Raw genomic sequence first — 25,845 nt, forward strand, 5'->3', positions numbered from 1 at the left:
TAACGCCATGCTTCCAACGTCTGACACTGGAAGACGCCTAACTACGAAGCACGCCGCGCTCTTCCAGACCATTTCTCTTTGGTTACTTTCTCTTTGGGTCAGCAAAGAGAAAGTGACTCGGGCGCCGGCAGGCGTCCGAAATGCCCGCTGCATAAGCGGCCAGGTCGCGATAGCGCCACGATTAACGCAACCACAAAGGACAACCCAGGCACCTGCTCCATCAAGCAGCGTACTGGACACCGCCGACCCAGGTTTCCCGCACATAAAGGTCGTCATCGAGCACAGCAAAGTCCGCACGCTGCCCGGCAACGATGCGCCCCTGCTCGCGATCCAGCCCCAGCCACGCGGCGGGATAACTGCTCGCCATGCGCGACGCTTCGGCTAGCGGCAACCCAACCATGTTCACCAAATTGCGCACACCGGTCGCCATATCCAACGCGGAGCCCGCGAGCACGCCTTCGTCGCTCTGACAGATGCCGTCGCGGGCGACGATGGTCTGGCCATTGAGTACGTAGCTGGGATCGTCGGAGCCGACCGGCGGCATCGCGTCGGTGACGAGCACGCTCTTGCCGCGCGCCTTGGCGGCGATGGCGATGCGCAGGCTGACCGGATTCACATGGTGGCCGTCGACGATCAGGCCACACCAGCTGTGCGGATCGTCGAGCGCGGCGCCGACCACGCCGGGGTCGCGGCTGCCAAGCGGGGTCATGGCGTTGAACAGGTGGGTGAAGCCACGCACGCCGGCATCGAGTGCGGCGCGGGTGGTGTCGTAGTCGGCGGCGGTGTGGCCGGCCACGACGATCACGCCGGCTTCGGCGAGCTGGCTGATGGTTTCCAGTTCGACGCGCTCGGGGGCCAGGGTCATCATCACCACGCCGCGATGTTTGGCGGCGAGGGCGGCGATGTCGCGGGCGTCCGGTGCGCGGAACAGGTTCATGTCGTGGATCCCCTTGCGCGCGGGCGCGAGGAAGGGGCCTTCCAGGTGGATGCCGAGGATGCCCGGCACGCCTTCGGCCATGGCCGCATCTACGGCGGCGAGCGCGGCGTACATCACGTCGGCGGTATCGGTGATCAGTGTCGGCAGCAGGCCGGTGGTACCGAACTTGCGATGCGCGGCCGCGATGCCGCGCAGTGTGTCGACGGTGGGTGCGGCGTTGAACAGCAGGCCGCCGCCACCGTTGACCTGCACATCGATAAAGCCAGGCAACAGCAGTTTGCCTTGCAGGTCGTGCTGCTGTGCCGTGGTGACGCGCTTGTCGGCGGCAAGGGCGACGGCTTCGATGCGCTCGCCGCGCACCAGTACCGCCAGGTCGTCCTGCACACCGTGATCGGTGAGGACGCGACCGTTGACCAGGGCAAGCGAGGGCTGTTCGGCATTCATCACATGGTCTCCGTCACCTTGCGCAGATGCGGCGGCACGTCCGGGTCGTAGCCGCGCGCGAGCGCGAGCGCACTGGCGGCGCGATAGAAACTCTGCACGGCGAGCAGTGGCGTCACGATCGGATCGATGCCCGCCGGCAGCGGCAACGTGTCGGGCACGTCGACGCCCGGCGCGGCCACGAACACGCGGGCGCCGCGCGCGCGGAACTCGTTGGCGACGGCGATGGTGTTGTCGAGCGTGCCGTCGTCCTGGGCGAAGAACAGCACCGGGAAACCGTCACCGACCAGCGCCATCGGGCCGTGCTTTACTTCCGCGGCGCTGAATGCCTCGGCATGCAGGCCGCAGGTTTCCTTGAGCTTGAGTGCGACTTCCAGCGCGGCACCGAAGCCGTAGCCACGGCCCACCACGAACAGATTTTGCGTGTCGTAAAGGCCATCGACCAGCGCGCTCCAATCGCCGCCCCAACTCTTGCGCAGGTCGGCTGGCAGGCGCGCGACGGTGGCGTGCAGCGAGGCATCGTCGCTCCAGTGCGCGGTGAGCTGCAGGATCGCGGCGAGGGTGGCGAGGTAACTCTTGGTCGCGGCCACGCTCATTTCCGGGCCGGCTTTCAGCGGGATCACCGTATCGGCCAGCGCGGCCAGCGGCGAGTCCTCCACATTGACCATCGCCAGCACCAGCGCGCCTGCGTCTTTCGCGGCCTGTGCGCTGCGCAGCAGATCGGGGCTCTTGCCCGACTGCGAGATGGCGATGAACAGCGCGCCGTCGAGCTTGAGGTCGGCGTCGTAGATCGACGAGATCGATGGCGAGGCCGACGCGGTGATCAGGCCCAGCCGAGTCTCGAACACGTACTTGGCATAAGCCGCCGCATGATCGGAACTGCCGCGCGCACAAGTGACGATGAATCGCGGCGGGTTGGCGCGCAGCCGTTCGCCGAGCGCTTTCAGCACGGCGTCGTTGTCGCGGAGCTGGCGCTCGACGACGTCGGCGGTCTCGTGGGCCTCGCGGAACATCAGGGTGTCACTGGCTTGCTTCATATGTAGCGTTCTCGATGCATGCGTGCCGCGGGGCGTGTGCCCTCAAGTTTTGCGCGGCGGAGTGTTGTTCTGCGGTGGGGCGGTAGAACCGCGCACCACCAGTTCGGGGATAAAACATTCATTGGACGGCGCACCGTTCGGCTCGCTGCCCTCGCGCTGCAGGTCGGCCATTAGATGCAGCGCGGCATGGCGGCCGATCTCGCTGGTCGACTGGCGGGCGGTGGTCAGCGCCGGCCACGCCTGCTTGGAGAACGGGCTGTCCTCGAAGCCGGCAATGGAAAGATCCCACGGCACATCCAGTCCGCTGGAGCGCGCCGCGGCTAGCACGCCGGCCGCGATTTCGTCGTTGCTGCCGAAGATCGCGGTGGGCGGATCCTTCAGTGCGAGCAATTTGCGCGCGCCGCGGAAACCGTCGTCGAACGCGTAGCGGCCCGGCAGCACCAGCTTCTTGTCGAGCGCAATGCCGTAATCCTTCAGCGCATTGGCATAACCCTGATAGCGCTCAGGACTCGAACGGTGATGCGGTTCGCCCCACAGGAAACCAATGCGCTTGTGGCCGAGCTGGATCAGATGTTCGGTGATCGCATAGGCCGCGCTGCGGTCATCCACGTAGACGCAGGGCGAGCCGTCATGTGGATCCTCGCGCGAAGAAATGATGCGCACGAAGCTGATGCCTTCCTTCATCAGCGTAGCCACCAGATCCGCCTGTTCCGACATCGGCGGCGCCAGCACCAGGCCAGCGAGACGGTTGCGCTCCACCAGCGAGCACAGCTCGTTGGCGAGGCCGGGCGACGTGGCGTCGCAAGGGTGGATCTGCAAACCGAAGCCACGCTCGCGGCATGCCGACAGCACACCGTCTTGCATGCTGATCACGTAATGCGCGTTCGGGTTGTCGTAGACCAGGCCGATGGCGTAGGCGTGCGTGCTGCGCAGGCCGCGCGCGGAGGGGTTGGGCTGGTAGCCCAGTGCCTCAATCGCACGCTCCACTTTTTCGCGCGTGTCGGTACGCACCGAGGCTTCCCGGTTGATCACGCGGGAGACCGTTTTCAGCGAGACGCCGGACGACTTGGCGACGTCCTTGATGGTGGGGTTGCGCAACGCGGGAAACTCCGGAGAAACGGTAGGCCATCGTAGCCCAGCGGATCGGGCGGGTGGTTGCGGGGCCATGACGCGGGGCCATAACGATCAGGCCCCGCCAAAGCCCCTATCAATGAGCGTGCTGGCCCACCCGATGGCCGCGCAGTCCGTAGAAAAGGATGTACAGGTAACAAGGAATCATCAGCGCCATGAAGACCAGCTGGAAATCGAAGTACTGCTTCAGGTGCACGAAGGCTTGCGGAATCAGCGCGCCGCCGGCGATGCCCATGATCAGCAAGGCCGAACCCGCTTCGGTGTGACGGCCCAGGCCCTTGATCGCGAGCGGGAAGATCGCCGGCCACATCATCGCGTTGGCGAAACCGAGTGCCGCCACAAAAGCCACCGAGGCATAGCCGTGGGTGACGTAGGCGCCGAGCGTAAACAGCACGCCGAGCACCGCCGACACCGCCAGGTAGGCCTGCTGCGAAATCACTTTGGGGATCAGCACCAGCCCGGCCACGTAGCCGGCGAGCATGGCGATCAGCGTGTAGGAGGTGAAATGCTTGGTCGCGTCTAGCGGTAGGTCGAAGCCGCGGCCGTAGGTGCCGATCGCATCGCCCGCCATCACCTCGACCCCGACGTAGACGAACAGGCAGACCACGCCCAGCCACAGGTGAGGAAAGCTGAAGATGCTGCCGTCGCCATGGCCGATCTCGGCTTCTGCATTGGCGCCGGAGGGCTTCACTTCTGGCAGCGCCGAGCGAACCACCCACACCGCCAGCAGCACCAGCAGGCCGGCCATGACCATGTACGGCATATGCACCTTGGCGGCGAAGGTATTGAGCAGCGCATCGCGCGCTTCGGCGCTCGGTGCTGCTTTCACTTGCTGGTCGAAGGTGTCGATGCCGTTGAGCACCAGCCAACCGAACACCACTGGTGCCAGCGCACCGGCCACCTTGTTGCAGATACCCATGAAAGCGATGCGCTGCGCCGCGCTGTCGATCGGGCCAAGAATACTGATGTATGGATTGGAGGCGGTCTGCAGCAGCGAAAGGCCGGCGCCGATCACGAACAGCCCGGTGAGCGCACCCGGATACACGCGCATGGTCACGAACTGCCCGAACAGCACCGCACCCAGCGCCATCACAAACAGCCCGAGCGCCATGCCTTTCTTCATGCCAGTGCGGCGCAGTACCCAGGACGAGGGCAGGGCCAGGAAGAAGTAGGAGAGATAGAACGCCATCGGCACTAGGAAGGCGTTGACGTCATCCAGGTCGAAAGCCAGCTTGACGAAGGTGATCAGCGGCCCGTTGAGCCAGGTGACAAAACCGAAAATGAAAAACAGCACGCCGATGATCAGCATCGGCAGCATGCTGCTCGACGTTGGCGTCTCGCCGGCGGCAAGCGTTGTGGACGACATACCTAACTCCCCGAGTGTTCTTGTGGGCTGCCCCGAAGTGGCCATTCTGGCGCTGTTTTCGTGGTGCCTGTTGCCGACGAACGGCCCGCTGGCCGCGTCGCCCCCGGATCGATTTATCCGCGCTAACTAGCAACGTTGTCAATTGCCATGACCCATTGGACATTCCGGGACCCATGCCTTTCGACACGGTCCGGCCCATCCTGTGGGTACCCGTGGCGCAGCGCGGCAAACCCGCATTGAAGCTGGCAAAAACCGTGCTAACCGGCTTTCCAGCGGGCTTTGACGAGGTTTTCACAAACGCAGCTTCTTGCCCTCTAGGGAGGGTTTGCTGCGCTGCGAAAAGTCCGGGCAGCGACTAGGAAATTTGACCAGTTGACAACGTTGTCATCCGTTACCAGACTCCGGCCGAAATCGGGGGCTGTTTGACAACAGCATGACGTCCGCATGACGGCGTCCACATTGAGAGGGGAGAGGTTGTGGCGGAACTGGCCAACCACGGCAGCGTGCAGAAGGGCGCATTAGAGCCTTTCCTGGCGGCGGACGTCGGCGGCACCCACGCGCGCATCGGGCTGGTAAGCCAGCACCCGGACGGCGCGCGCCCGGTCACGGTGCTGCAGTACCACCGCTATGCCTGCGCGGAATGGCCCAGCCTCACTGCGGTCCTCAAGGATTTCGTCAGCCAGCTCGGCAACGCGGTGCATGTGGATCGCTGCGCCGTCGCCAGCGCCGGCTATGTGCTGGGCGACGCTATCGTCAACGACAACCTGCCCTGGCCGGTGTCGATCCGCGATATTCGCGACAGCCTCGGCATCCATCAGCTGGCGGTGATCAACGACTTCGAAGCGGTGGCTTATGCCACCCAGTTCCTGGCCCAGGCTGACACCGCGCCGGTGATCGAGGCCGAAGGCCCGGCCGCGAACGGTCCGGTGCTGGTGATGGGGCCGGGTACTGGCCTGGGTTCGGCGGTGCTGTTGCCGGGCAAGCCGCACGCCACCGTGCTGGCCACCGAAGCGGGCCAGATCGCACTGTCGCCCGGCAACGAGCGCGAGATCGCGATCCTGCGCGAGCTGGCGAAAGAGCGTGCCTATGTGTCTTTCGAGCACGCGCTGTCTGGCCCGGGTCTGCTCAATCTCTATCGCGCCATCAGCACCCTGCGCGGTAGCGCGGCAACGCTGGCGCGTCCGAGCGATGTGACGCGCGCCGCGCTGGAGCGCAGCGACGAGGCCGCGGTCGAGGCGCTCGAGGTGTTCTGCGGTCTGCTCGGCAGTTTCGTCGGCGATCTCACTTTGCTGTACGGCGCGCGCGGCGGCGTGTTTCTCGCCGGCGGCATCCTGCCGCAGATCCGCGACGTGCTGATCACCAGTTCGTTCAAACAGCGCTTTTTCAACAAGGGGGTGATGCGTGCCTTCTTGCAGCAGGTTCCCGTTCGCCTGATGGAGCACGGCCAGCTCGGCGTGATCGGCGCGGCCGGCATGTATCTGGACGGGTACAGCACCCCGCCGGGAGACAGCACCACGCAGTAGTCATCGATGGACTCAGCAGCATCCAGGAGCAGGGCCCCCGCCCCGCCAGTCACGCCGCCATGGATCCCCCACGAGGTTCCCCGGCGGTCAAGCCTTTTGAGGGAGTAAGCACATGTCACATCGCAGAACTTTGCTCGCCGCGAGCATCATCGCCAGCCTCTGTATGGTCGGGGCGGTGCATGCACAGGACAGCACACAGAACACCAAGCCGAAGAGCGCGGAAGAGGCCAAGGCCACCGAGCTGCAGGCCGTCACCGTCACCGGCATCCGCGCCAGCTTGCAGCAGTCGCTCGACACCAAGCGCAACGCCGACGCCGTGATCGAAGCGGTTACCGCTGAAGACATCGGCAAGTTCCCCAACACCAATGTCGCGGAAGCCATGGCCCTGATCCCGGGCGTGACCATCGACCGCCAGTTCGGCCAGGGCGACCGCGTCAGCATCGACGGCACCGATCCCAGCCTCAACCTGACCTTCCTCAACGGCCAGCCGATTTCGCAGACCCCGTGGCAGTACGGAGCACAGCCGAACCGCGGCTTCGACTTCACCATGCTGGCGCCGGAAGTGGTCGGCCGCCTCGAGGTGTACAAGAGCCCCGAAGCCCGCCTGCCGGAAGGCAGCCTGGGCGGCACCATTTTGCTGCACACCTTGCAGCCGCTCGACCTGCCGGCCAACACGCTGCGCGGTTCGTTCGGCATTAACTACAACGATCAGGCCAGCAAGCAGCGTCCGTCCGCCTCGGTGCTGTACAGCTGGAGAAATGATGCCAAGACCTTCGGCATCATCGCTTCGGCGCAGCACTTCGAAGAGAAGATCGACCGTCAAGGCATCGAGATCTTCGGCTATCACCCGGTCTCCGACTACGCCAGCAGCCCCGCGGTTGCCGCCGGCATCGCCAACGGTTCGCTCAACCCGAACGCGAAGGTGCCGGACGAAATCAACTCGGCCTACTTCCAGCAGACCCGCAAGCGCGACACCGTCACGCTGGGCGCACAGTTCAAGCCGAACGAGCATTGGGACATCGATTTCAACAGCCTGTTCGTTCGCGAGAACTTCAACAACTGGAATCAGTCGCTGTATCCGTTCACGCACGCCACGCCGGGACAGATCACCAGCTTCAACCAGGGCGGCAACGGCATCGTGACCGGCGGCCACGTCTGCGGCAAAACCGACGACCCGACCTGCCCGGACATCGCGCAGGGCACCTTCGACAGCAACATCCGCAAGTCGGTGGTGAAGACCACGGCGTTCGATCTCAAGTCCACCTACCACGGTGACGGCTGGAGCATCGGCGGCGCGGCTGGCTACAGCAAGGCAGACAACAACGACATGTCGCAGGTGGCAATGGAGCCGGTGTACGGCGGCGGCTACACCTGGGATATCCGCAAGGGCTTCTCGTTCGACAGCCCGGCGGCGGCCCGCAATCCGGCTAACTGGCACATGGGCGACACCCCGGGACTCGGCGGCTGGCCGGGCAACTATGGTGTGTTCAAGGCCAGCGCGAAGGATGAGTACGCGCAGCTCGACTTCACCAAGGACTTCGACGGCTTCGTCAACACCTTGCTCATCGGTGCGCGCTACAACCGCCACGAAGAGAGCATGGAGCAGCACGTCTACGGCCCCAACGGAACCATCTCGCTGGCCAACCTCGGCACCCTGGGCTACACCAATACGCTCAGCGACTTCTCCGGCATGATGGATGGCGCCAAGAACCACGTGCAGCCCGATCCGGCCAAGGAATGGGCGTGGGTGCGTGCCACCAACGGCGGCAACAACGATCCGGGTTCGTTCGTCAACGGCACCTGGAAGATCGTCGAGAAGACCACCGCGGCCTATGCGCAGATCGACTTCGGCTCGGGTCCGTTCCGCGGCAACCTCGGCGGCCGTTACGTGCACACCGTTGACGACGCCAGCGGCTACAACTACAGCGGCGTGCCGATTTACCCGCCGCCGTCCAGCTGGTACCAGACGGTTTCGACCACGCACAACGATTTCCTGCCGTCGCTGAATCTGTCGTATGACGTGACTGACTCCATCGTGCTGCGTTTCGCCGCTGCCAAGGTGATCTCCCGCGCGCCGTACAACATGCAGGTAAACAATCTGTTCCTCAACGACTCGGTGCTGACCGGCTCGGGCGGCAACGCCAAGCTCAATCCGTACAAGTCGAACAACTACTCGGTGTCCGCGGAGTGGTACTTCGCGCCGCAGTCGGTGCTGGCCTTGACCGGTTTCTACAAGGACATCAGCAACTACATCTTCATCAACTCCGCGATCGAGCAGCACTACAACTCGGCCAAGGACAACGATCCGGCCACCTTCGCCAAGCAGGTCACGCAGGGTCTGTGCACGGCCGACGGTTTCTGCGGCTACTCGGTGAGCCGTCCGCGCGACACCGGTGCGGGCAAGGTGAAGGGTTTCAGCGTGAGCTATCAGCAGCCGCTGTTCGACACCGGTTTCGGCCTGGTGGCCAACTACACCTATGCCGACGCCACGCTCGCCAGCGGCGGCGCGCTGCCGTACAGCTCGAAGAACTCGTACTCGCTGAGTCCGTACTACGAGAAGGGTCCGTTCAGCGCACGCCTCACTTACAACTGGCGCAGCAGCTACCTCGCCGGTGGCTACATCGCCGGCGCGCCGCCGGCCACCACTGGCAGCTACAAGGATCTGGGTGGATCGCTCGGCTACAAGCTGACCGACAACATTTCGTTGTCGCTGGACGCAATGAATCTGCTCAATTCCAAGTACACCCAGTACCTGGGGACCAAGGATCTGCCGGTTGCCGAATACACGACGGGCCGCCGCTACATGGCCACCGTCCACGTGAATCTGTAAGCGCAGGTACTGAAAAACGCGCGAGGCCAGGGACGGCCTTGCGTGATTCGAGAGGGGGCGGGCGGTAAGGCTTCCGACGAGTCTGGAGCGGTTGCACGGAAGGTTCGGCTAGGCATCACCGCGTTCCGTCGTGTGTCCTTGGGAGGGGAGCGGCGGACATGCAAAAACCCGTCATCGGAGATCGAAGGCGGGCGGCAATACGGTCAGAGCAAGACAGGCAGGACGCCCAACCATCCGCCATTCCAACGCGCCTCTGAGGGGGGGACACCATGTCGTATCGCAGATCGCTACTCGCAGCCAGCATCATCGCCAGCTTCTGTATCACCGGCACGGCCTACGGCCAGGACGCCGGCACTACCAGCACCACGCAGCAGACCAAGGCGGATCGCGCCAAGGCCAAAGAACTGGGTCAGGTCACCGTCGTCGGCATCCGCGACAGCGAAGCCGAATCGCTGAACCTGAAGAAAGAAGCCAACTCACACGTTGAAGTGATCACTGCCGAAGACATCGGCAAGCTGCCCGCCAAGAACGTCGCCGACACCTTGCAGCGTCTGCCGGGCGTCAACATCAGCTCGTCCAGCGCTACCGAAGGCGGTTTCGACGAAAGCGACCGCGTGAGTCTGCGCGGCACCAACCCCAGCATGACGCAGACCCTGGTCAACGGTCACACCGTGGGCACCGGCGACTGGTTCGTGCTGAGCCAGGTGCAGACCGTGGGCCGCAGCGTGAGCTACAGCCTGTTGCCGTCGGAAATCGTGAGCGAAGTGGTCGTGCACAAATCGTCCGAGGCCAAGCTGCAGGAAGGCGGCAGCGCCGGCACGGTCGACATCATCACGCGCAAGCCGCTGGAGTTCGCCAAGCCGATCACCGCGGAAGCCTCGATCGGTGGCGTTTACGCCGACCTGCCGGGCGATACCAAGCCGCAGTTCAGCGGCATGTTCAACTGGAAAAACAACGACAACACCTTCGGCGCGATGGTGCAGGCCTTCTATGAGAAGCGCAGCCTGCAGCGCAACGGCCAGGAAATTGTCGGTGGTTATAACCAGATCGGTGCCAAGGATCCCATCGCCGTCGCTCATCCCGATCTGGCGGGCGTCTACTACCCGAACGAAACCGGCCAGACGTTCTTCACCCAGACGCGTGAGCGCAAGGGTGGCACGATCGATCTGCAGTGGAAGCCACTCGACAACCTGACCCTGAACCTCAGCAGCTTCTACTCCAAGCTCAAGGCCGACAACTACAACCGCAACTACATGATGTGGGCGAGCCAGTTTGTGCCGAGCGGCGCAGGCCTGCAGCCGGGCTACACGGTATCGGGCAACGTGCTCAAGAATGCGACCTTTGCCAAGCCCGGCCCGACCGACATGTGCGGCGCGAACCTGTGCAGTGCCACGGCTTACGGTGTGTACGACCAGATCTCGCGTCCGAAGGCCTCCTCATCGTCTGCCTACACCACGCTGGACGCCGAATGGCGCGCCACCGACCACCTGACCTTCACCGGCCAGGTCGGCACGACGCAAGGCAAGGGCGATAGCCCGACTCAGGACGTGAGCGAACTCGGTTTCGGCGCTGGCGCCGGCGCCAATTGGGCCATGCGTGGCACAGGCAACCCGATCAACTGGGGCATGGGCGGTGACAACAGTTCGCCATCCGGCATCATTCCTTCCGCTGGCTGGATCTTCGGTGGACAGGACATCCACGTGAAGGACAAGGAGAACTTCTTCCAGAGTGACGGTTCGCTTGCCTTCGACGACTCCAAATTCTTCCTGTCCTCGCTGGACTTCGGCGTCCGCTACTCCGATCACACGCGCGAAAACAAGAGCGAAATCGCGCAGGGTCCGACCGGCGACTGGCAGAATCCCGCTAACTACCCGCAGTCGTTCCAGCATTACCCCAGCGGCTTCAACAGCGATCTGGGCGTCAATGCTCCGAGCCCCGTTTGGTTCTATAGCCCGGGCGCGCTGGCTGCGTTCGATGCCAAGTACGCCAACCGTAATCCGGTGACGCGCTTCTACTGGCAGGATCTCTACAAGGTCAACGAGAAGGACGCGGCGGCCTACCTGCAGGCCAACTTCTCGGGCGATCGCTGGAGTGGCAACTTCGGTATCCGCTACGTCGACACCAAGGAAGACATCACCTACAACACTCCGGCGGTATCCCAGTACACCACCGCAGGTCCGATCACGGGCTCGGCGTTCGGTGACTACTACAAGAACACCTATAAGCACAGCTATGACCGGTTCCTGCCTAGCCTCAACTTCAAGTTCAACCTGACTGACGATCTGCTGGCACGTTTCGCCGCCTCGCAGACCATGACCCGCCCGGATTACTCAGCGCTGGCCGGTTCGTTCTCGCTGGACGATCTGACTCACACCGGCAGCGGCGGTAACCCGCAGTTGAAGCCGCTGATCGCGACCAACTTCGACGCAGGCCTGGAGTGGTATTTCGCTCCGCGTGGCCTGGTGTCTGCCGGCGTGTACAACATGCAGCTCAGCGACTATGTGACCTTCGGCAACAAGAACATCCTGTTCAAGGACCAGCAGGCCAGCAGCCAGCAGGGACACGATGTCTTCTCCAACTACCAGGTCAGCGTGCCGACCAACACCAATGGCAACGTCAAGGGTGTGGAGCTGAACTACATCCAGCCGATCGGCGATAACTTCGGTGTGCAGACGAACTACACCTATGCCAGCGGTCACGCCGATGGTGGCAAGCCGCTGCAAGGTACCTCGAAGAACACCTACAACATCTCGGGCTACTTCGAGAACCAGTTGTTCAATGCGCGTCTGAGCTACACCTACCGCTCGTCGTTCTTTGACGGTGTGAACCGTACCGATATTTTCTACCAGGCAGGTATTGGCAACCTCGCATTCTCGCTGGGCTACAACATCAACGAGTGGATGGCGGTCTCGTTCGACGCCATGAACCTCAATAATCCGAAGCTCAAGTACTACACGGTCAATCCGGCGTATGGCCGCCAGCCGTCGGCGTTCTACGTCAATGGCCGCCAGTACTACGTGAATCTGCGTTTCAAGCTGTAAGTGGCAAACTGAGCAACAAACCTCCCCAATTGGGCCCGGACTTTGTCCGGGCCCCTCTTTAAGATGGGGCGGTGATTCGATCAAAGGAAGGATGTCCGGTGATGCTTGTAACCCGTTTCAGCAGAACGCTACTGCTCGCCGCTTTGGCACTCCTCTCCACTACGGCCCTTGCGGCCGGCGACGGCGCCACATCGGCGCCGTTATCACTTATCCCGATGCCGGCGAAGCTATCGCAGTCGCCGGGATCGCTGACCATCGATGCCGACACCGTCATCGTGGTCGACCGCAACGACGCGGCAACCAAAAGTATCGCGACCTATCTGGCAACGCAGCTCAAGCAGAGCCGCGGCCTCGATCTGCGCGTTACCGACAGCGCGGGCACGGCGAAGGCCATCGTGCTCAAGCGCGACGCCAAGGCCAGCTCGCCGGCCGAAGGTTACATACTCGACGTGGATGCCCAGGGTGTACGCATTCGTGCGCGCGATGACGCGGGGCTGTTCCACGGCGCCGTCACGCTGTGGCAGCTGCTGACACAGAACGAAATGCACGGGCCGGTCGAACTGACTGCCGTGCATATCGAAGATGCGCCGCGTTTCAGCTGGCGCGGTTTGATGCTGGATTCTGCGCGCCACTTCCAGAGCACCGACGAGATCCGCGTGTTGCTCGATCAGATGGCGCTGCACAAACTCAACGTGCTGCACTGGCATTTGACCGACGACCAGGGCTGGCGCATCGAGATCAAGCGCTACCCCGAACTGACCCGCATCGGTGCGTGGCGCACGCCGCCCGATGCCAGTCGCGACAGCGAGCCGGCGCGTTACGGTGGCTTCTATACGCAGGACGATATCCGCGCCATCGTGGCCTATGCCGCCGAGCGCCACATCACAGTAGTACCCGAGCTGGACATGCCAGGCCATGCGCAGGCTGCTGTGGCGGCGTATCCGGAGCTGGGCGTTACCGGCAAGCGTCCGCCGGTCTCGCCGGACTGGGGCGTGAATACCTATCTCTACAACGTCGACGATGCCACCTTCACTTTCATTGACCATGTGCTCGATGAAGTGATGACGCTGTTCCCGTCGCGCTATATCCATCTCGGTGGCGACGAGGCGGTGAAAGATCAGTGGCAGGCTTCGCCCGCGGTGCAGGCAAAGATGCGCGCGCTGGGGTTGAAGGACGAGGATGCGTTGCAAGGCTGGTTCATCGCCCGTGTTGGCCGCTATCTGCAGGCCCATGGCCGGCGCCTGATCGGCTGGGATGAAATCCTTGAGGGCGGCGTGCCGTCAAGCGCCACCGTAATGTCGTGGCGCGGCATCAAGGGTGCCGTCGAGGCGGCGAAGAAAGGACATGATGTGGTGTCTTCACCGGCACCCGATCTGTACTTCGATCAGCTGCAGAGTGACCGTGCCGACGAAACCACCGGCCGCACTCCGGTGCGCGACCTTGCCAGCATCTATGCCTTCGAGCCGGTACCAAAGGAACTCTCAGCGGCACAGGCCGCGCACGTCCTCGGCGCGCAGGCCAATGTATGGACCGAGCACATGCCGAGCGCGGCACATATGCAGCATGCCGTGTTCCCGCGTCTGGATGCGTTGTCGGAAGTGCAGTGGTCGCCGGCATCCGCACGTGACTGGTCCGGTTTCCTTGCGCGTATGCCGGCGCAGCTGGCGCGTTACCGTGCGCAAGGCGTGGCTTATGCCGATAGCGCGTTTGCGCCCTCCATCGAGGTGGGCCGCAACGCCGCGCTCGTCAGCGGCAAGACCACCGTAACGCTGGCCAACCAGGCGGCTTACGGCCAGTTGCACTACACGCTCGACAACAGCACGCCGACCGCACAGTCACCGCTGTATCAGGGTCCGTTCGAGGTGAAGCTGCCGTCGACCGTGCGCGCCGTGGCAGTGGACTCACAAGGCCAGCCGCTGGCTGCGCCGCGCAGCCGCGTACTCGACGGGGTCAGCCTGCTCAGCCGCGATAGCGCCGAGCTGCTGAACTGCCCGGGCAGCGATTTCCGACTGCGCATCCAACCCACCCCCGATGCCACCAGTCTGGCGCCGGCGTACAGCATCAACATCTTCGACACCTGCCAGCGCTATCCCGCTGCACGCCTGGATGGTGTGACCTCGATCCATGTCGAAGCGGCGCGGCTGGAGCGCAACTATCAGCTGGCCCACGAAGCCAAGCTGGTGGTGTCGCGCCCCGCCAAGACTGCCTTCGGTGAGCTCGTAGTGCATCTGAACAACTGCGACGGCGAAACTCTTGCGTCCATGCCATTGCCCGATCCGGCAATGGGACCACGCCGTTTCACTCTGGCGGCGGCTTTGCCGGATCACACCGGTGTGCATGATCTCTGCCTTATCTTCACCGCACCGACTACTGGCCCGCTGTACGGCATCGAACGCATCGGCCTGACGCCGGCCAGCGCACGATGAGTGCACCGCGCCGTCTCGCTTCGGTCGACGCACTGCGCGGCTGCACCGTGGCGGCGATGTTGCTGGTGAACGACCCAGGCGATTGGGGCCACGTCTTCGCGCCGCTCGAGCATTCGGAGTGGAACGGCTGCACCCCGACCGATCTGGTGTTTCCGTTCTTTCTGTTTGTGGTGGGGGTGTCGGTGGCGCTGGCGATCGGGCCGCGGCTGGAGCAGGGGGCGGATCGCGCATCACTGATGCGCGCGGCATGGGTGCGTGCGCTGCGCATCGTAGTGCTTGGCCTGCTGATCAATGTGCTGGCGTGGCTGATCATGCCCGGCGCGCATCTACGCCTTCCCGGAGTACTGCAGCGGATCGGCGTGTGCTTCGCGGCGGTAGCGGCGTTCGAGATCTATACGAGCCCGCGCACGCAATGGGCTTCGCTGGTGGCGATTCTGCTGGGGTATTGGGGATTGTTGGTACTGGGCGGTTCGCTGGAGCCGTGGAGCAATGTGGTCAGTCGCTTTGATAGCGCGGTGTTCGGCCGCTTCGTGTATCAGATCGATGCAGCGAGCGGGCGTGGCCACGATCCGGAAGGCTTGCTTGGCGTGTTGCCTTCCATTGCCACCTGTTTGCTCGGTTTGCGCGCCGGAGACTGGTTGCGCCGGGAACAGGTCAGGACGTTGCTGCTCGGCGGTGTAGTGGCTTTGGCGCTGGGTGCGCTGTGGTCGCTGGTGTTTCCGCTCAACAAGAATCTGTGGACGTCGTCGTTTGTGTTGTGGACCGGTGGGTGGGCCATGTTGGCGCTGGCGCTGTTTCATGCGCTGGTTGATCGGCGTGGGTGGCCAGCCTGGGGGCGGCGTTTCGGGGTGAATGCGGTGGCGGCGTATGCGGGGTCGGAGTTGATGCAGATTCTGTTGCCGGGGTTGGGTGTACAGGAGCCGCTTTATCGGGGGGTGTTTGCTTCTTGGATTACGCCGGTGGCGGGGGCTTATGTGGCGTCGCTGGCGTTTGCGGTGGTGTTTGTTTTTGTGTGGTGGGTGATTGTTTGGAGGATGGATAGGCAGCGCTGGTATTTGAAGTTGTGACGCGCCCTCTTACTTCGTCATCCCTGCGCAGGCAGGGATCCAGTGGCGTTATCGCTCGGTCTTAGCGTCTGGGTGCCCTGGCTCGCCTGCCGCGGGCTTTCGAACCGCTGCCGCGGTCCGGGTCACTTTCTCTTTGCTGGCCCAAAGAGAAAGTAACCAAAGAGAAATGGCCTGAGAGCAGGCGGTGTGCTCTGTAGCTGCGCCTTTTCCAGTGTCAGGCGTCGGGATGGTTTTCTTCATGCCTGATCGCTTGGCACCCATCGCCGCATCGAGCCATTGCTCCCTCCCCCGCCTGCGACGCGCAGCTAGTCCCGTGGGACAGGGGAGAGCTGGGGAGGGGTGAGTACTTGAGATAGCGCCTCCATTAGCTCTCCCGCATGAAGTCACGAAGTGACATTTGCCTGGGCTATCATCGCCCGCTTGCTGACATCAAGCTGACGAAAGGGCTCTCTGATGAATCATCTTCCACGGCTCGCGCGTTGCGGGCTGATGCTGGCTGTGACGGCTTTGTTGAGTGCTTGTGCGAGTCAGGCGGTGACGGCACCGCAGGCTTCGAGTGCTGTGGCGATCGAGGTGCCTTCGATCAAGCGGCCGGATGGGGAGACGCCGCAGTGGTGGTTCCGCAGTGGCGCGGCGCAGGCGGATCAGGCTTCGGCGCAGGCGAATGCGCGGGGGCAGAAGGCGAAGAATGTCATTGTGTTTTTGGGCGATGGCATGAGCATTCCTACGATTGCGGCGGCGCATGTGTATGCGGGGCAGCGCAAGGGTGTGGATGGCGAGAGTTATCGGTTGAGTTTTGAGCAGTTGTCGTTCAGTGCGTTGAGCCGCACGTACGAGACGGATCAGCAGACGCCGGATTCGGCGGGCACCATGACGGCGATCATGACCGGTGTGAAGACGCGCGCGGGTTTCATCGGCACGTCGCAGGTGCCGCGCCGGCAGGATTGCGCGGCGAGCAAGGGGCAGGAGCTGGTGACGACGCTGGAGCTGGCGGCCGCGGCCGGCATGAGCACCGGCGCCATCACCACCACGCGCGTCACCCACGCCACGCCGGCGGCGACATACGGCCATCTGCCGGAGCGCAACTGGGAAGTGGATGCGGAGCTGACGCCGGAAGCGAAGGCGCAGGGCTGCAAGGATTTCGCGGCGCAGCTGGTGGATTTTCCCGCCATCGACGGCCTCACTGTCGCGATGGGCGGCGGCCGCACGGAGTTCATGCCGGCGGGCGAGACCGACCCGGAGTATGCGAACAAGGTCGGTCAGCGCCTCGACGGCCGCGATCTGATCGCCGAGTGGAAGGCGAAGCACCCGGGCGGTGCGTATGTGTGGAACGACAAGCAGCTGAAGGCGCTGGATCTCGCCCATACGCCGCGCCTGCTCGGCTTGTTTGAGCCGTCGCACATGAACTACGAGCATGAGCGCGCCAAGGACAAGGCTGGCGAGCCGAGCCTGGCGGAAATGACTGCCAGCGCGATCGAGGTGCTGAAGCAGAATCCGAACGGCTTCTTCCTGATGGTGGAAGGTGGCCGTATCGATCACGCCCTGCACGCGGGCAACGCGTATCGCGCGCTGGACGAAACAGTGGCATTCGCGGACGCGGTTTCCGCGGCGCTGGCGCATGCCGACCCGGCCGACACCTTGATCGTGGTCACCGCCGACCATTCGCATACGATGACCTTTGCCGGCTATCCCAAGCGTGGCAACGGCATCCTCGATGTGGTCAAGGGCCACACCGACAGCTACGACGAAGAAGGCGGCGCGGGCATCGCGCGCGATGCGGCGGGCAAGCCGTACACCACGCTCGGCTTCGCCAACGGCCCTGGCTACACCGGCGCCACCAACCGCCAGCCGGAAGGTTCCAAGCACTATCCGCACAACCCGGGTGAGTACGAGCACATCAGCAAGGGGCGTCCGGATCTGAGCAAGGTCGACACCACCGATCCCGATTACATGCAGGAATCCATCGTGCCGATGAAGGCGGAAACGCATGGCGGCGAGGACGTGGCGATCTTCGCCAGCGGTCCGGGCGCGGCCGCGTTCCATGGCGAGCTGGAACAGAACGCCATCTTCCACATCATCGTGCAGCACGCGCCGCTGATCCGCGCCGAGCTGTGCAGGCTCGGCAGCTGCAATGCGGACGGGGTGCCGGTCGACCGGCCCACGTACCAGGCGTGGCTGAAGCAGCTGGGCCCGAAGTAGGGCGCAGGGTGGCCATGGGGGCTGGGGCGACCGGGGGGCGAGTCCCGGCCACCCGGCTGGCTGAGCCGCTATACCCCTGGATTCGCACGGTTTCAGCCCACGATTCACCGGTCTTTGACAAGTCCAGTGGATAGTAGTGATGCTCTGCACCAGCGGCTGCTGGCGCAAGCAGGGCCGCTAGATGTCATACTTATGTGTCGAGCCACGCTATATCCCGATATGCGTGACTGTGATTCGCATTACCACGCAAACCGAGGAAATTGTCATGGCAACAGGTACCGTCAAATGGTTTAACGCCGAAAAGGGTTTCGGCTTTATCACTCCTGACGATGGAAGCGCTGATCTTTTTGCGCACTTTTCAGAGATCAAGATGGATGGCTTTAAAGAGCTGAAAGAAGGCCAGAAGGTTAAGTTTGAAGTCACCCAGGGCAAGAAGGGTCTGCAGGCATCGAACATTCAGTCTGCCTGATTGATGGGTATGGGAAAGGCCAGATGCTGCTTGCGCTGATGCCAATGTTGCGCCCCTGCGCCTACCCAGTATCGAGCTAAAGACGTGTGACGGCTCCAGGATATTGCGATGCCTGTCTTGGACAGGTGCCCCAATCCCCTGGAGCCGTTCACGATAAAGAAGAACCTCATCCGGATCCCAGCAGCCGTTCGGGGTAGGGGTTGGCGCCGAAAGGCGCGAGTTCGCCGAGGCGCAATGCCGCGGCGACATACGCCCACAGTCCATCAGGCTTGGACGCATCCTCGGGCGGTGAACCGTCCGGGTGCTGGCGCCCCGCACTGCCAGTCTTGATGTACTTCCCGATAACCGTCGCCGTGCCCCCTTTTGCGTGGTCCGACTCGGGAAGCGTGCGGCTGAACTCACCAGTCAGCAGCGTCACCACATTGCGCCCGGGCAACGTCATGACGCGACTGAGGAAGGCGGTCAGCGACGGCGTGATCGGCGCCATGACCTCGCGCGCCACTTTCCCCACGTCGTCCTTGTGCGTATCGAACTGACGATCCTGTCGCCCGGTATAGGCAGGTTGCGCGAAAATCACGCTGGCCCCTGCATGGATCAGCGCCTCGACACCGGCAAAGGTCGAGCGCTGCTCGTCGATGGCGATGCTTCCCGAGGGGACACCGTAGACATGACGGATAGCGTCGAACTCCGACATGGAAAAGGAGCGGCGTGCATCGTCGAGCTTCTCGATATGCTCGAAGGCGACGTGGCCCTCGGCGGCGGGATTTGCAGAGACGCCGACTGGCAGGCCGAGATTGTTGACGATGGCGCAAGGGATCGCGCTATCCGGCATGGCTGCCGCCATGCGCAACAGCTGGCTACGTGAGCCCATCTCCAATACCGCGGCACGTGCATCATTGTGGGAATAGAGCCCGTGCCTGAACGGGATCGCTGCCATACGCGCGAGCGTGGATGAGGGCAGCGTGCCCAGTGACCCGGCGTCGACATAAAGCCCGTTGCCCAAGGCGCGAACATTGTCTTGAGTAACACCGAAAGCGCCGTTGGCGAGAAAGGAATCCGCACTGTTGAACAGACCGGCGGGCCCACCGTTCAACCAGAACACCACCAGGGTCGGCCGTTCGCCGGCGCGAGGGGTTTTCGCCTGGAGACCCAGCTCGCCGAATGCCAGCGTTCCGGCCAGGGCCACGCCTGCCCTGAGCACGGTGCGCCGCGTGATCATGTATGCGCTCATGGGATGCCTCCGCCAGCCGTTGTTGCGGTCGCCCCGCAGGTCCAGACTTAGCCTAGCCCTGTCCGTATAGAGAGATGGAGTCATCCTATGTCGCGTTTCAGACACTACGCCCGGCGCGTGTCTTCGTGGCCGATGACGGCGCTTGCCAAGGATTACCCGCGGGGGTGCCATATTCCGAAACATCGGCATCGGCGCGGACAACTCATCTATGCCGCGTCCGGTGTGATGCAGGTAACGACGCGCGAAGGCATCTGGATCGTGCCGCCGCAACGCTCGCTGTGGGTGCCGATCGGCATGTCGCACGAGATCCATATGGAAGGGCAGGTCGCCGTACGCATGCTTTATCTGGATCGCGAGACCAGCGCGCTGCTTGGAACGCATTGCAGAGTGCTCGCGGTATCGAACCTGCTTCGGGAACTCATCCTTGCAACGGTGCAGGCGCATGGAGAGAAGAACGCCGAGCACATGGAAGTCATGGCGCCACTGTTGCTGCACGAATTGCAGGAGGCGGACGAAACGGCCTTCCATATCCCCGTGCCGTCGGATCCACGCCTGAAGAAAGTCTGCCAACGGCTGCTGGATGAAACCTCACGCGTGGAGTCATTGGAACAACTGGCTCAGCATGCGGGCGCCAGCAGCCGGACCCTGGCGCGATTGTTCGAGAGTGAATTGAATATGTCGTTCGTACGCTGGCGGCAGCATGTGCGCCTGGCCAGGGCACTCAGCCAGATGAGCCTGGGTCATCCCATCAAGATAGTCGCGCGCGATGCGGGCTATGCCAGCAGCAGTGCTTTCTGCAGCATGTTCCATCGCATCATGGGAGCCACGCCTACCGATTATCTGAGCCAATCGGCGGGCTCCTTCGGTACGCGTTCGGGGTCGTAGCGCACGGGTACGTCATCACAATGTCAAAGAACGTACACGTAACAACTCCACGATAAGCGGTCCCCGCGCTCCACCGGCGCCGCTTCAACTGGAGTTTCCCCACATGCAGAAGAATCTGCTGGCTGCCGCTGTAGCCATCATCCTTGCCGGTTTCGTTCCCGCCGTTTTCGCGAATGATGCCGATCAGCCCGCCGCTGACGCTGCTGCCGTAAAGCCGGATGCCGCGAAGAACCTGGAGGGCGTTTCCGTGATTGGCCAGGGCGAAACCCGCCAGGTGCAGCGCGTGACCCCGGCGGATACCACGGTGCTGCCGGCTGGTACCAGCATCCAGAAGGTGCTGAACCGCATGCCGGGCGTGAACGTGCAGTCCAACGATGCGTTCGGTGCGAATGAGGAATCGCAGACCATCAGCCTGCGCGGCTTCAACGGCCAGCGCCTGGGCTACACGCTGGATGGCGTGCCGCTCGGCGACAACGCCTATGGCAACTACAACGGCCTCAATATCAGCCGCGCGCTGATTTCCGAGAACGCCGTGGGCGCGGAACTGGCGGAAGGCATCGGCAGTCTCGGCATCGCCTCCACCAGCAATCTCGGCGGTGCGATCCAGTATTTCTCGGCCGATCCGGAAGCCAAGTTCGGCGGCCGCTTCGGGCAGACCTTCGGCAGCGACCAGAACCGCCGCACCTATCTGCGTCTGGACACCGGTGACTATCACGGCTTCTCGATGTATCTCTCGGGTATCCGCGCCACCGCCGACATGTGGGCGCCGCCGAGTTCGCCGACTACCACCAAACAGTTCAACGCCAAGGCGGTGTATCAGTTCGAAGGCGGCCGTATCACCGCGTTCGCCGATACCTCGCGCACCTCGCAGGCTGACTACGCTTATCTCTCCAAGAGCGGCATGGGGCGCGGCCTCGGTTGGGACTGGAATCTGTACGCGCCGGACTGGAAGCGCGCACTGGCCGCGGCGTATTGCGCGCCGGCTTACACCATCAAGGGCGCGAAGGATGCGCGCTGCGGATTCTCTGGCGGCGTCGACAATATCGATGACGCTTACTACCAGAGCCGCGCGCTGCGCCGCGACGATCTCTACTACCTTGCCGGCGATTTCAATCCGAGCGAGAGCGTGACCCTGCATGGCCAGGTCTATCACCACGAGAACGCCGGCCAGGGCCACTGGTGGTCGCCAGGCCAGAAGTCGAACCCGGGCACGGCGCAGGAGCTGCCGATCTCGATCCGCAGCACCAACTACAAGATCAACCGCACCGGCGCCATCGCCTCGCTGGGCTGGGATATCGGCGAGCATCATCTGGAAGGCGGCGTGTGGTACGAGCAGAACCACCACAACGTCGAGCGCAACTTCTACTACCTTCCTTTTTCGAGCAGCACCGCGCCGATCAACGACGACAGCTACCTCAGCAACCCGGACCGCCGCCTGTTCAGTCAGGCCTATGTGATCACCACACGCCAGGCCTATGTGCAGGACAGCTTCAAGCTGCTGGACGACAGGCTCAGCGTGGACGTGGGCGTAAAGAGCCCGCACACCACCATGACCGCGAAGCAGGCCACCGGCAATTTCGAGGCGCCGGTCGCCAACGGCACCTTGAAGGCAGAGAAGAACCTGCTGCCGCAGATTGGCCTGGGCTACAAGATCGACGCGAACCAGGAGCTGTTCCTCTCCTACGCGAAGAACATTGCCGCGTTCCAGGGCGGCGGCGCCAGCGGTCCGCTGCTGGTGACGCAGTCCTCGTTCAATGCCACGCAGGGCAATCTCAAGCCGGAGCAGTCGCGCACCATCGAAGGCGGCTATCGCTATGTGCAGCGCGAATTTGAAGCGTCGGCCGCGCTGTACGACGTGAAGTTCGACAACCGCCTGCTCTCGCTCAACCCCTGCCCGAGCATTCAGCAGGGCACCACGGCGGCATGTACCACGCGCTTCTATAACGTGGGTTCGGTGAGCAGCAAGGGTGCGGAATTCACCTTTATCTGGAAGCCGTTCGAACATTTCCAGTGGTACAACTCGGCGTCGTTCAACCGCTCCACCTACGACAACGACTACGTGCAGAACGGCGTGACTGTGCCGACCAAGGGCAAGATCACGGTCGACACGCCCAAGCGCATGTTCGCCAGCGAAATCAGCTGGGTCTATGGCCCGTGGAACGTGAGCCTGCGCGGCAAGTACACCGGCACGCGCTACTACACCTACACCAATGATCAGGGCTTCGGCGGCTACACCTCGTTCGACTTCGGTGCGGGTTACGACTTCGGTGCGGCGTGGTTTGCGCAGGACATTCGCCTGTCGCTCAACGTCACCAACCTGACTGACAAGCGCTACGCTTCCAACCTCACGGCGTTTGCCAACACCGATCCGAACGGGCGGCAGCTGGCATTCCACGCGAGTGCGCCGCGGCAGAGTTTCCTGACGTTGGATGTGAAGTTCTGATCGGGCGTCGCAAGGGTCTACCCCTCCCCAACCCTCCCCTGCCAGCAGGGGAGGGGGCTGATTGTCGCGAGCTTCTGCTCCTCCCCCTGCTTGCAGGGGGAGGCTGGGAGGGGGTAAGCCCTAGCGACACCGCCGCACTTCTCGCCCTAACCCATCACCTCGGATCCGCCCATGAAACCGCTATGCTGGATCGCTCTCGCTACCTTGGGCTTGGCCTTGCCTTACGCCGCTCACGCTGTTGAAAAACCCATCGCCGCCAAGGTGCTGGTGATCGGCCACCGCGGCGCTAGTGCGCTGCGTCCGGAACACACGCTCGCTTCCTACGGCAAAGCCATCGCCGACGGCGCCGATTTCATCGAGCCGGATCTGGTGATGACCAAGGACGGCGTGCCGGTGGCACGGCACGAGAACGAGATCAGCGGCACCACTGACGTCGCCAGCCATGCGGAATTCGCCGGCCGCAAGACCACCAAGACCATCGACGGCCATCCGGTCACCGGCTGGTTCACCGAAGACTTCACGCTGGCCGAGCTGAAGACGCTGCGCGCGCGCGAACGTCTGCCGGAACTGCGCAGTACCAAATACGACGGTCAGTTCCAGATTCCCACGCTGGACGAGATCATCGATTTCGTTGCCACTGAATCAGCCACGCGCGAGCGCGTGATCGGCATCATTCCCGAGATCAAGCACGGCACCTATTTCCAGAAGGCCAAGCTGCCGATGGAAGACCGCGTGCTGGCGATCCTTGCCGCGCATGCGTACACGCGCACCGCGCCGGTGGAGATCCAGTCGTTCGAAATCGCCAACCTGCGCTACCTGCGCGGCAAGCTGGGCAAGGCGCATCCGAATATCCGTCTGCTGCAGTTGCTCGACGACGCCAAGGAGCAGCCTTATGACGTCGTCGCGGCCGGCGGCAAGCTGACCTACGGCGAGATGATGAAGCCGGCCGGCCTGCGTGAGATCGCCGGTTACGCCGATGCCATCGGTCCGAACATCCGCGCCATCATTCCGCTGGCAAAGGACGGCACGCTGGGTCAGCCCACCGCGCTGGCGCACGATGCGCACGCGGTGAAGCTGGAACTGCATCCCTACACTTTCCGCCCGGAGAACCATTTCCAGGCGAAGAACTTCTGGCAGGGCAGCGACCCGAAGAGCTTCAACGAAGCGGGTTCAATTGCCGAGATGCGCGCTTATCTGGATGCCGGCGTGGATGCCTTCTTTACCGACGATCCGGCCATCGGTCGCAAAGCCGTCGATGGCAGGTAAGCCTGCCATCATGCTGTCACTGGGATAGCGTTCACTCGCGGGCTTCCATCCGCTATCCCGGTTTCTTCATGCGCATTGCTGCCCGTCGTTTCGCCGCAGGCTTGATTGGTCTTGCCCTCATTGCTTCGGCGCAGGCCGCGCCGGTCTTGCTGATCTCCATCGACGGTCTGCGGCCGGCCGACGTGCTCGAGGCGCAGCAGCGTGGATTGAAGCTGCCCAACCTGCAGCGTTTCCTGAGTCAGGGCAGCTACGCCAGTGATGTACGCGGCGTACTGCCCACGTTGACCTATCCCAGCCATACCACCTTGCTCACTGGCGTGTCGCCCGATACGCACGGCATCGGCGGCAATCTAACCTTCGATCCCAGCAACAAGAACCAGCAGGGCTGGGCCTGGTATGCCAGCGATATCCGTGTGCCGACCTTGTGGGATGCCGCGCATGCGGCGGGCCTCAGCACGGGTAACGTGCATTGGCCGGTGAGTGTCGGTGCCACGGTGGACTGGAACCTGCCGCAGATCTGGCGCACCGGCTTGCCGGATGACCGCAAGCTGCTTGCCGCGCTGGCGACGCCTGGTCTGCTGCCCGCTCTGGAAAAGGATCTCGGGCCTTACGCCGACGGTATCGACGAAAGCCTGGCTGGTGACGAAAACCGTACGCGCTTTGCGGTAAAGCTGATGGAAGAGCGCAAGCCCGCTTTCATGACGACCTATCTCGCCTCGCTCGACCACGAGCAGCACGCCAGCGGTCCGGATACGCCGCAGGCGAAGCGCACGCTGGAACGTATCGACAGCCTCGTCGGCGAGTTGGTCGCGGCGGCCAGGCATGTGCATCCCGATGGCGTGGTCGCGGTGGTCTCCGATCATGGTTTCCTGCCGGTGCAGCAGGATGTGAATCTCTACGCGCCCTTTATCCAGGCCGGTTTGATCACGATCAAGGATGGCGCGGTAACGGGCTGGCAGGCGATGCCGTGGAACGACGGCGGCAGCGCGGCTATTGTGTTGCGCGAGCCGGGCAACGCTGCGACATCAGCGAAAGTATCCGCCTTGTTGACGCAGTTGCAGGGCAATTCCGCTTACGGCATCCAGCGCGTACTCGATCACGCGCAGTTGGTGGAGCAGGGCGGCACGGCACAGGCCACCTGGTTCGTGCTGTTCAAGCCGGGCTACGAAATGGCCATCAAGCCCGATGCACCACTGCCCGCGCCCAGCCACTATCGCGGCATGCATGGCTACGACCCGTCGCTGCCGGCGATGCGCTCCACCTTTCTCATCGAAGGCAAAGGCGTGCCGGCAGGAAAGAATCTTGGTGCGATCGACATGCGCGATATCGCACCGACGCTGGCGCGACTGCTTGGCGTAAGTCTACCGAAGGCTGAGGGCAAGGCATTGCTCACGCTTTGAGCAAACGCCCGGAGATGCGCACGGATTTGCGAAGTTGTTGCATTTATATGGACGTCCATAGACTGCGTGACTTGCGAATGTAAATTCGCTTTAACAATCACGCTCCATGCTTGCGAGTACGGCTGCTGGGGGTGTGTCGCGCACAGCGCACAC

General features: G+C 63.2%; 16 protein-coding genes. 11 read left to right on the forward strand and 5 right to left on the reverse strand.

Going from position 1 to position 25,845, the window contains the following annotated elements; all coding sequences use genetic code 11:
- Positions 1-220: 220 nt before the first annotated feature.
- The 4 genes from nagA to BM338_RS16590 form a co-directional block, all read right to left on the reverse strand.
- Positions 221-1,381: an N-acetylglucosamine-6-phosphate deacetylase gene (gene nagA, locus BM338_RS16575; protein WP_090452756.1), complete on the reverse strand. Its 1,161-nt coding sequence runs from the start codon at positions 1,379-1,381 to the stop codon at positions 221-223.
- The gene (locus BM338_RS16580; protein ID WP_090452758.1) at positions 1,381-2,415 is read right to left on the reverse strand and encodes an SIS domain-containing protein; all 1,035 of its coding nucleotides are present in this window, start codon (positions 2,413-2,415) and stop codon (positions 1,381-1,383) included. The genes nagA and BM338_RS16580 overlap by 1 nt, the downstream gene beginning before the upstream one ends.
- A 42-nt stretch (positions 2,416-2,457) precedes the next feature.
- The gene (locus BM338_RS16585) at positions 2,458-3,513 is read right to left on the reverse strand and encodes a LacI family DNA-binding transcriptional regulator (protein ID WP_090452760.1); all 1,056 of its coding nucleotides are present in this window, start codon (positions 3,511-3,513) and stop codon (positions 2,458-2,460) included.
- 109 nt (positions 3,514-3,622) lie between these two features.
- On the reverse strand, positions 3,623-4,864 hold the full coding sequence (locus BM338_RS16590; RefSeq protein WP_255367365.1) for a sugar MFS transporter: 1,242 nt from the start codon (positions 4,862-4,864) through the stop codon (positions 3,623-3,625).
- A gap of 524 nt (positions 4,865-5,388) precedes the next feature.
- On the opposite strand from BM338_RS16590, the gene glk reads away from it, so the two are divergent.
- The 7 genes from glk (at position 5,389) to BM338_RS16625 (ending at position 18,467) form a co-directional block, all read left to right on the forward strand.
- The gene (gene glk / locus BM338_RS16595) at positions 5,389-6,435 is read left to right on the forward strand and encodes a glucokinase (RefSeq protein ID WP_255367343.1); all 1,047 of its coding nucleotides are present in this window, start codon (positions 5,389-5,391) and stop codon (positions 6,433-6,435) included.
- Between the two features lie 112 nt (positions 6,436-6,547).
- On the forward strand, positions 6,548-9,265 hold the full coding sequence (locus BM338_RS16600; protein ID WP_090452765.1) for a TonB-dependent receptor: 2,718 nt from the start codon (positions 6,548-6,550) through the stop codon (positions 9,263-9,265).
- Between the two features lie 269 nt (positions 9,266-9,534).
- Positions 9,535-12,306 carry a TonB-dependent receptor gene (locus BM338_RS16605; RefSeq protein WP_090452777.1) on the forward strand — a complete coding sequence of 924 codons (2,772 nt, stop codon included), beginning with the start codon at positions 9,535-9,537 and terminating at the stop codon, positions 12,304-12,306.
- Positions 12,307-12,407: 101 nt separating this feature from the next.
- Positions 12,408-14,732 carry a family 20 glycosylhydrolase gene (locus BM338_RS16610; RefSeq protein ID WP_090452779.1) on the forward strand — a complete coding sequence of 775 codons (2,325 nt, stop codon included), beginning with the start codon at positions 12,408-12,410 and terminating at the stop codon, positions 14,730-14,732.
- Positions 14,729-15,799: an acyltransferase family protein gene (locus BM338_RS16615; RefSeq protein ID WP_090452781.1), complete on the forward strand. Its 1,071-nt coding sequence runs from the start codon at positions 14,729-14,731 to the stop codon at positions 15,797-15,799. The genes BM338_RS16610 and BM338_RS16615 overlap by 4 nt, the downstream gene beginning before the upstream one ends.
- Positions 15,800-16,252: 453 nt before the next feature.
- Positions 16,253-17,998, forward strand: a complete 1,746-nt coding sequence (locus BM338_RS16620) for an alkaline phosphatase (protein ID WP_090452783.1) — start codon at positions 16,253-16,255, stop codon at positions 17,996-17,998.
- A 265-nt stretch (positions 17,999-18,263) separates the two neighbouring features.
- A complete protein-coding gene (locus BM338_RS16625) occupies positions 18,264-18,467 on the forward strand; it encodes a cold-shock protein (protein ID WP_090452785.1) in 204 nt (67 codons plus the stop codon).
- Between the two features lie 166 nt (positions 18,468-18,633).
- On the opposite strand, the gene BM338_RS16630 is transcribed toward BM338_RS16625, so the two are convergent.
- Positions 18,634-19,698: a hypothetical protein gene (locus BM338_RS16630; RefSeq protein WP_090452787.1), complete on the reverse strand. Its 1,065-nt coding sequence runs from the start codon at positions 19,696-19,698 to the stop codon at positions 18,634-18,636.
- 87 nt (positions 19,699-19,785) lie between these two features.
- Here BM338_RS16630 and BM338_RS16635 point away from each other — a divergent pair, with 87 nt between their 5' ends.
- The 4 genes from BM338_RS16635 (at position 19,786) to BM338_RS16650 (ending at position 25,692) form a co-directional block, all read left to right on the forward strand.
- Complete coding sequence (locus tag BM338_RS16635) at positions 19,786-20,583, forward strand: AraC family transcriptional regulator (protein ID WP_090452789.1); 798 nt, start codon at positions 19,786-19,788, stop codon at positions 20,581-20,583.
- Between the two features lie 103 nt (positions 20,584-20,686).
- The gene (locus BM338_RS16640; protein WP_090452791.1) at positions 20,687-23,026 is read left to right on the forward strand and encodes a TonB-dependent receptor; all 2,340 of its coding nucleotides are present in this window, start codon (positions 20,687-20,689) and stop codon (positions 23,024-23,026) included.
- Between the two features lie 171 nt (positions 23,027-23,197).
- A complete protein-coding gene (locus tag BM338_RS16645) occupies positions 23,198-24,292 on the forward strand; it encodes a glycerophosphodiester phosphodiesterase (RefSeq protein WP_090452793.1) in 1,095 nt (364 codons plus the stop codon).
- A gap of 68 nt (positions 24,293-24,360) precedes the next feature.
- Entirely contained in the window at positions 24,361-25,692 is a 1,332-nt protein-coding gene (locus BM338_RS16650) for an alkaline phosphatase family protein (RefSeq protein ID WP_090452795.1), read from the forward strand.
- Positions 25,693-25,845 lie beyond the last annotated feature (153 nt).

The sequence above is a fragment of the Dyella sp. OK004 genome (assembly GCF_900114495.1).
Lineage (GTDB): Bacteria > Pseudomonadota > Gammaproteobacteria > Xanthomonadales > Rhodanobacteraceae > Dyella_D.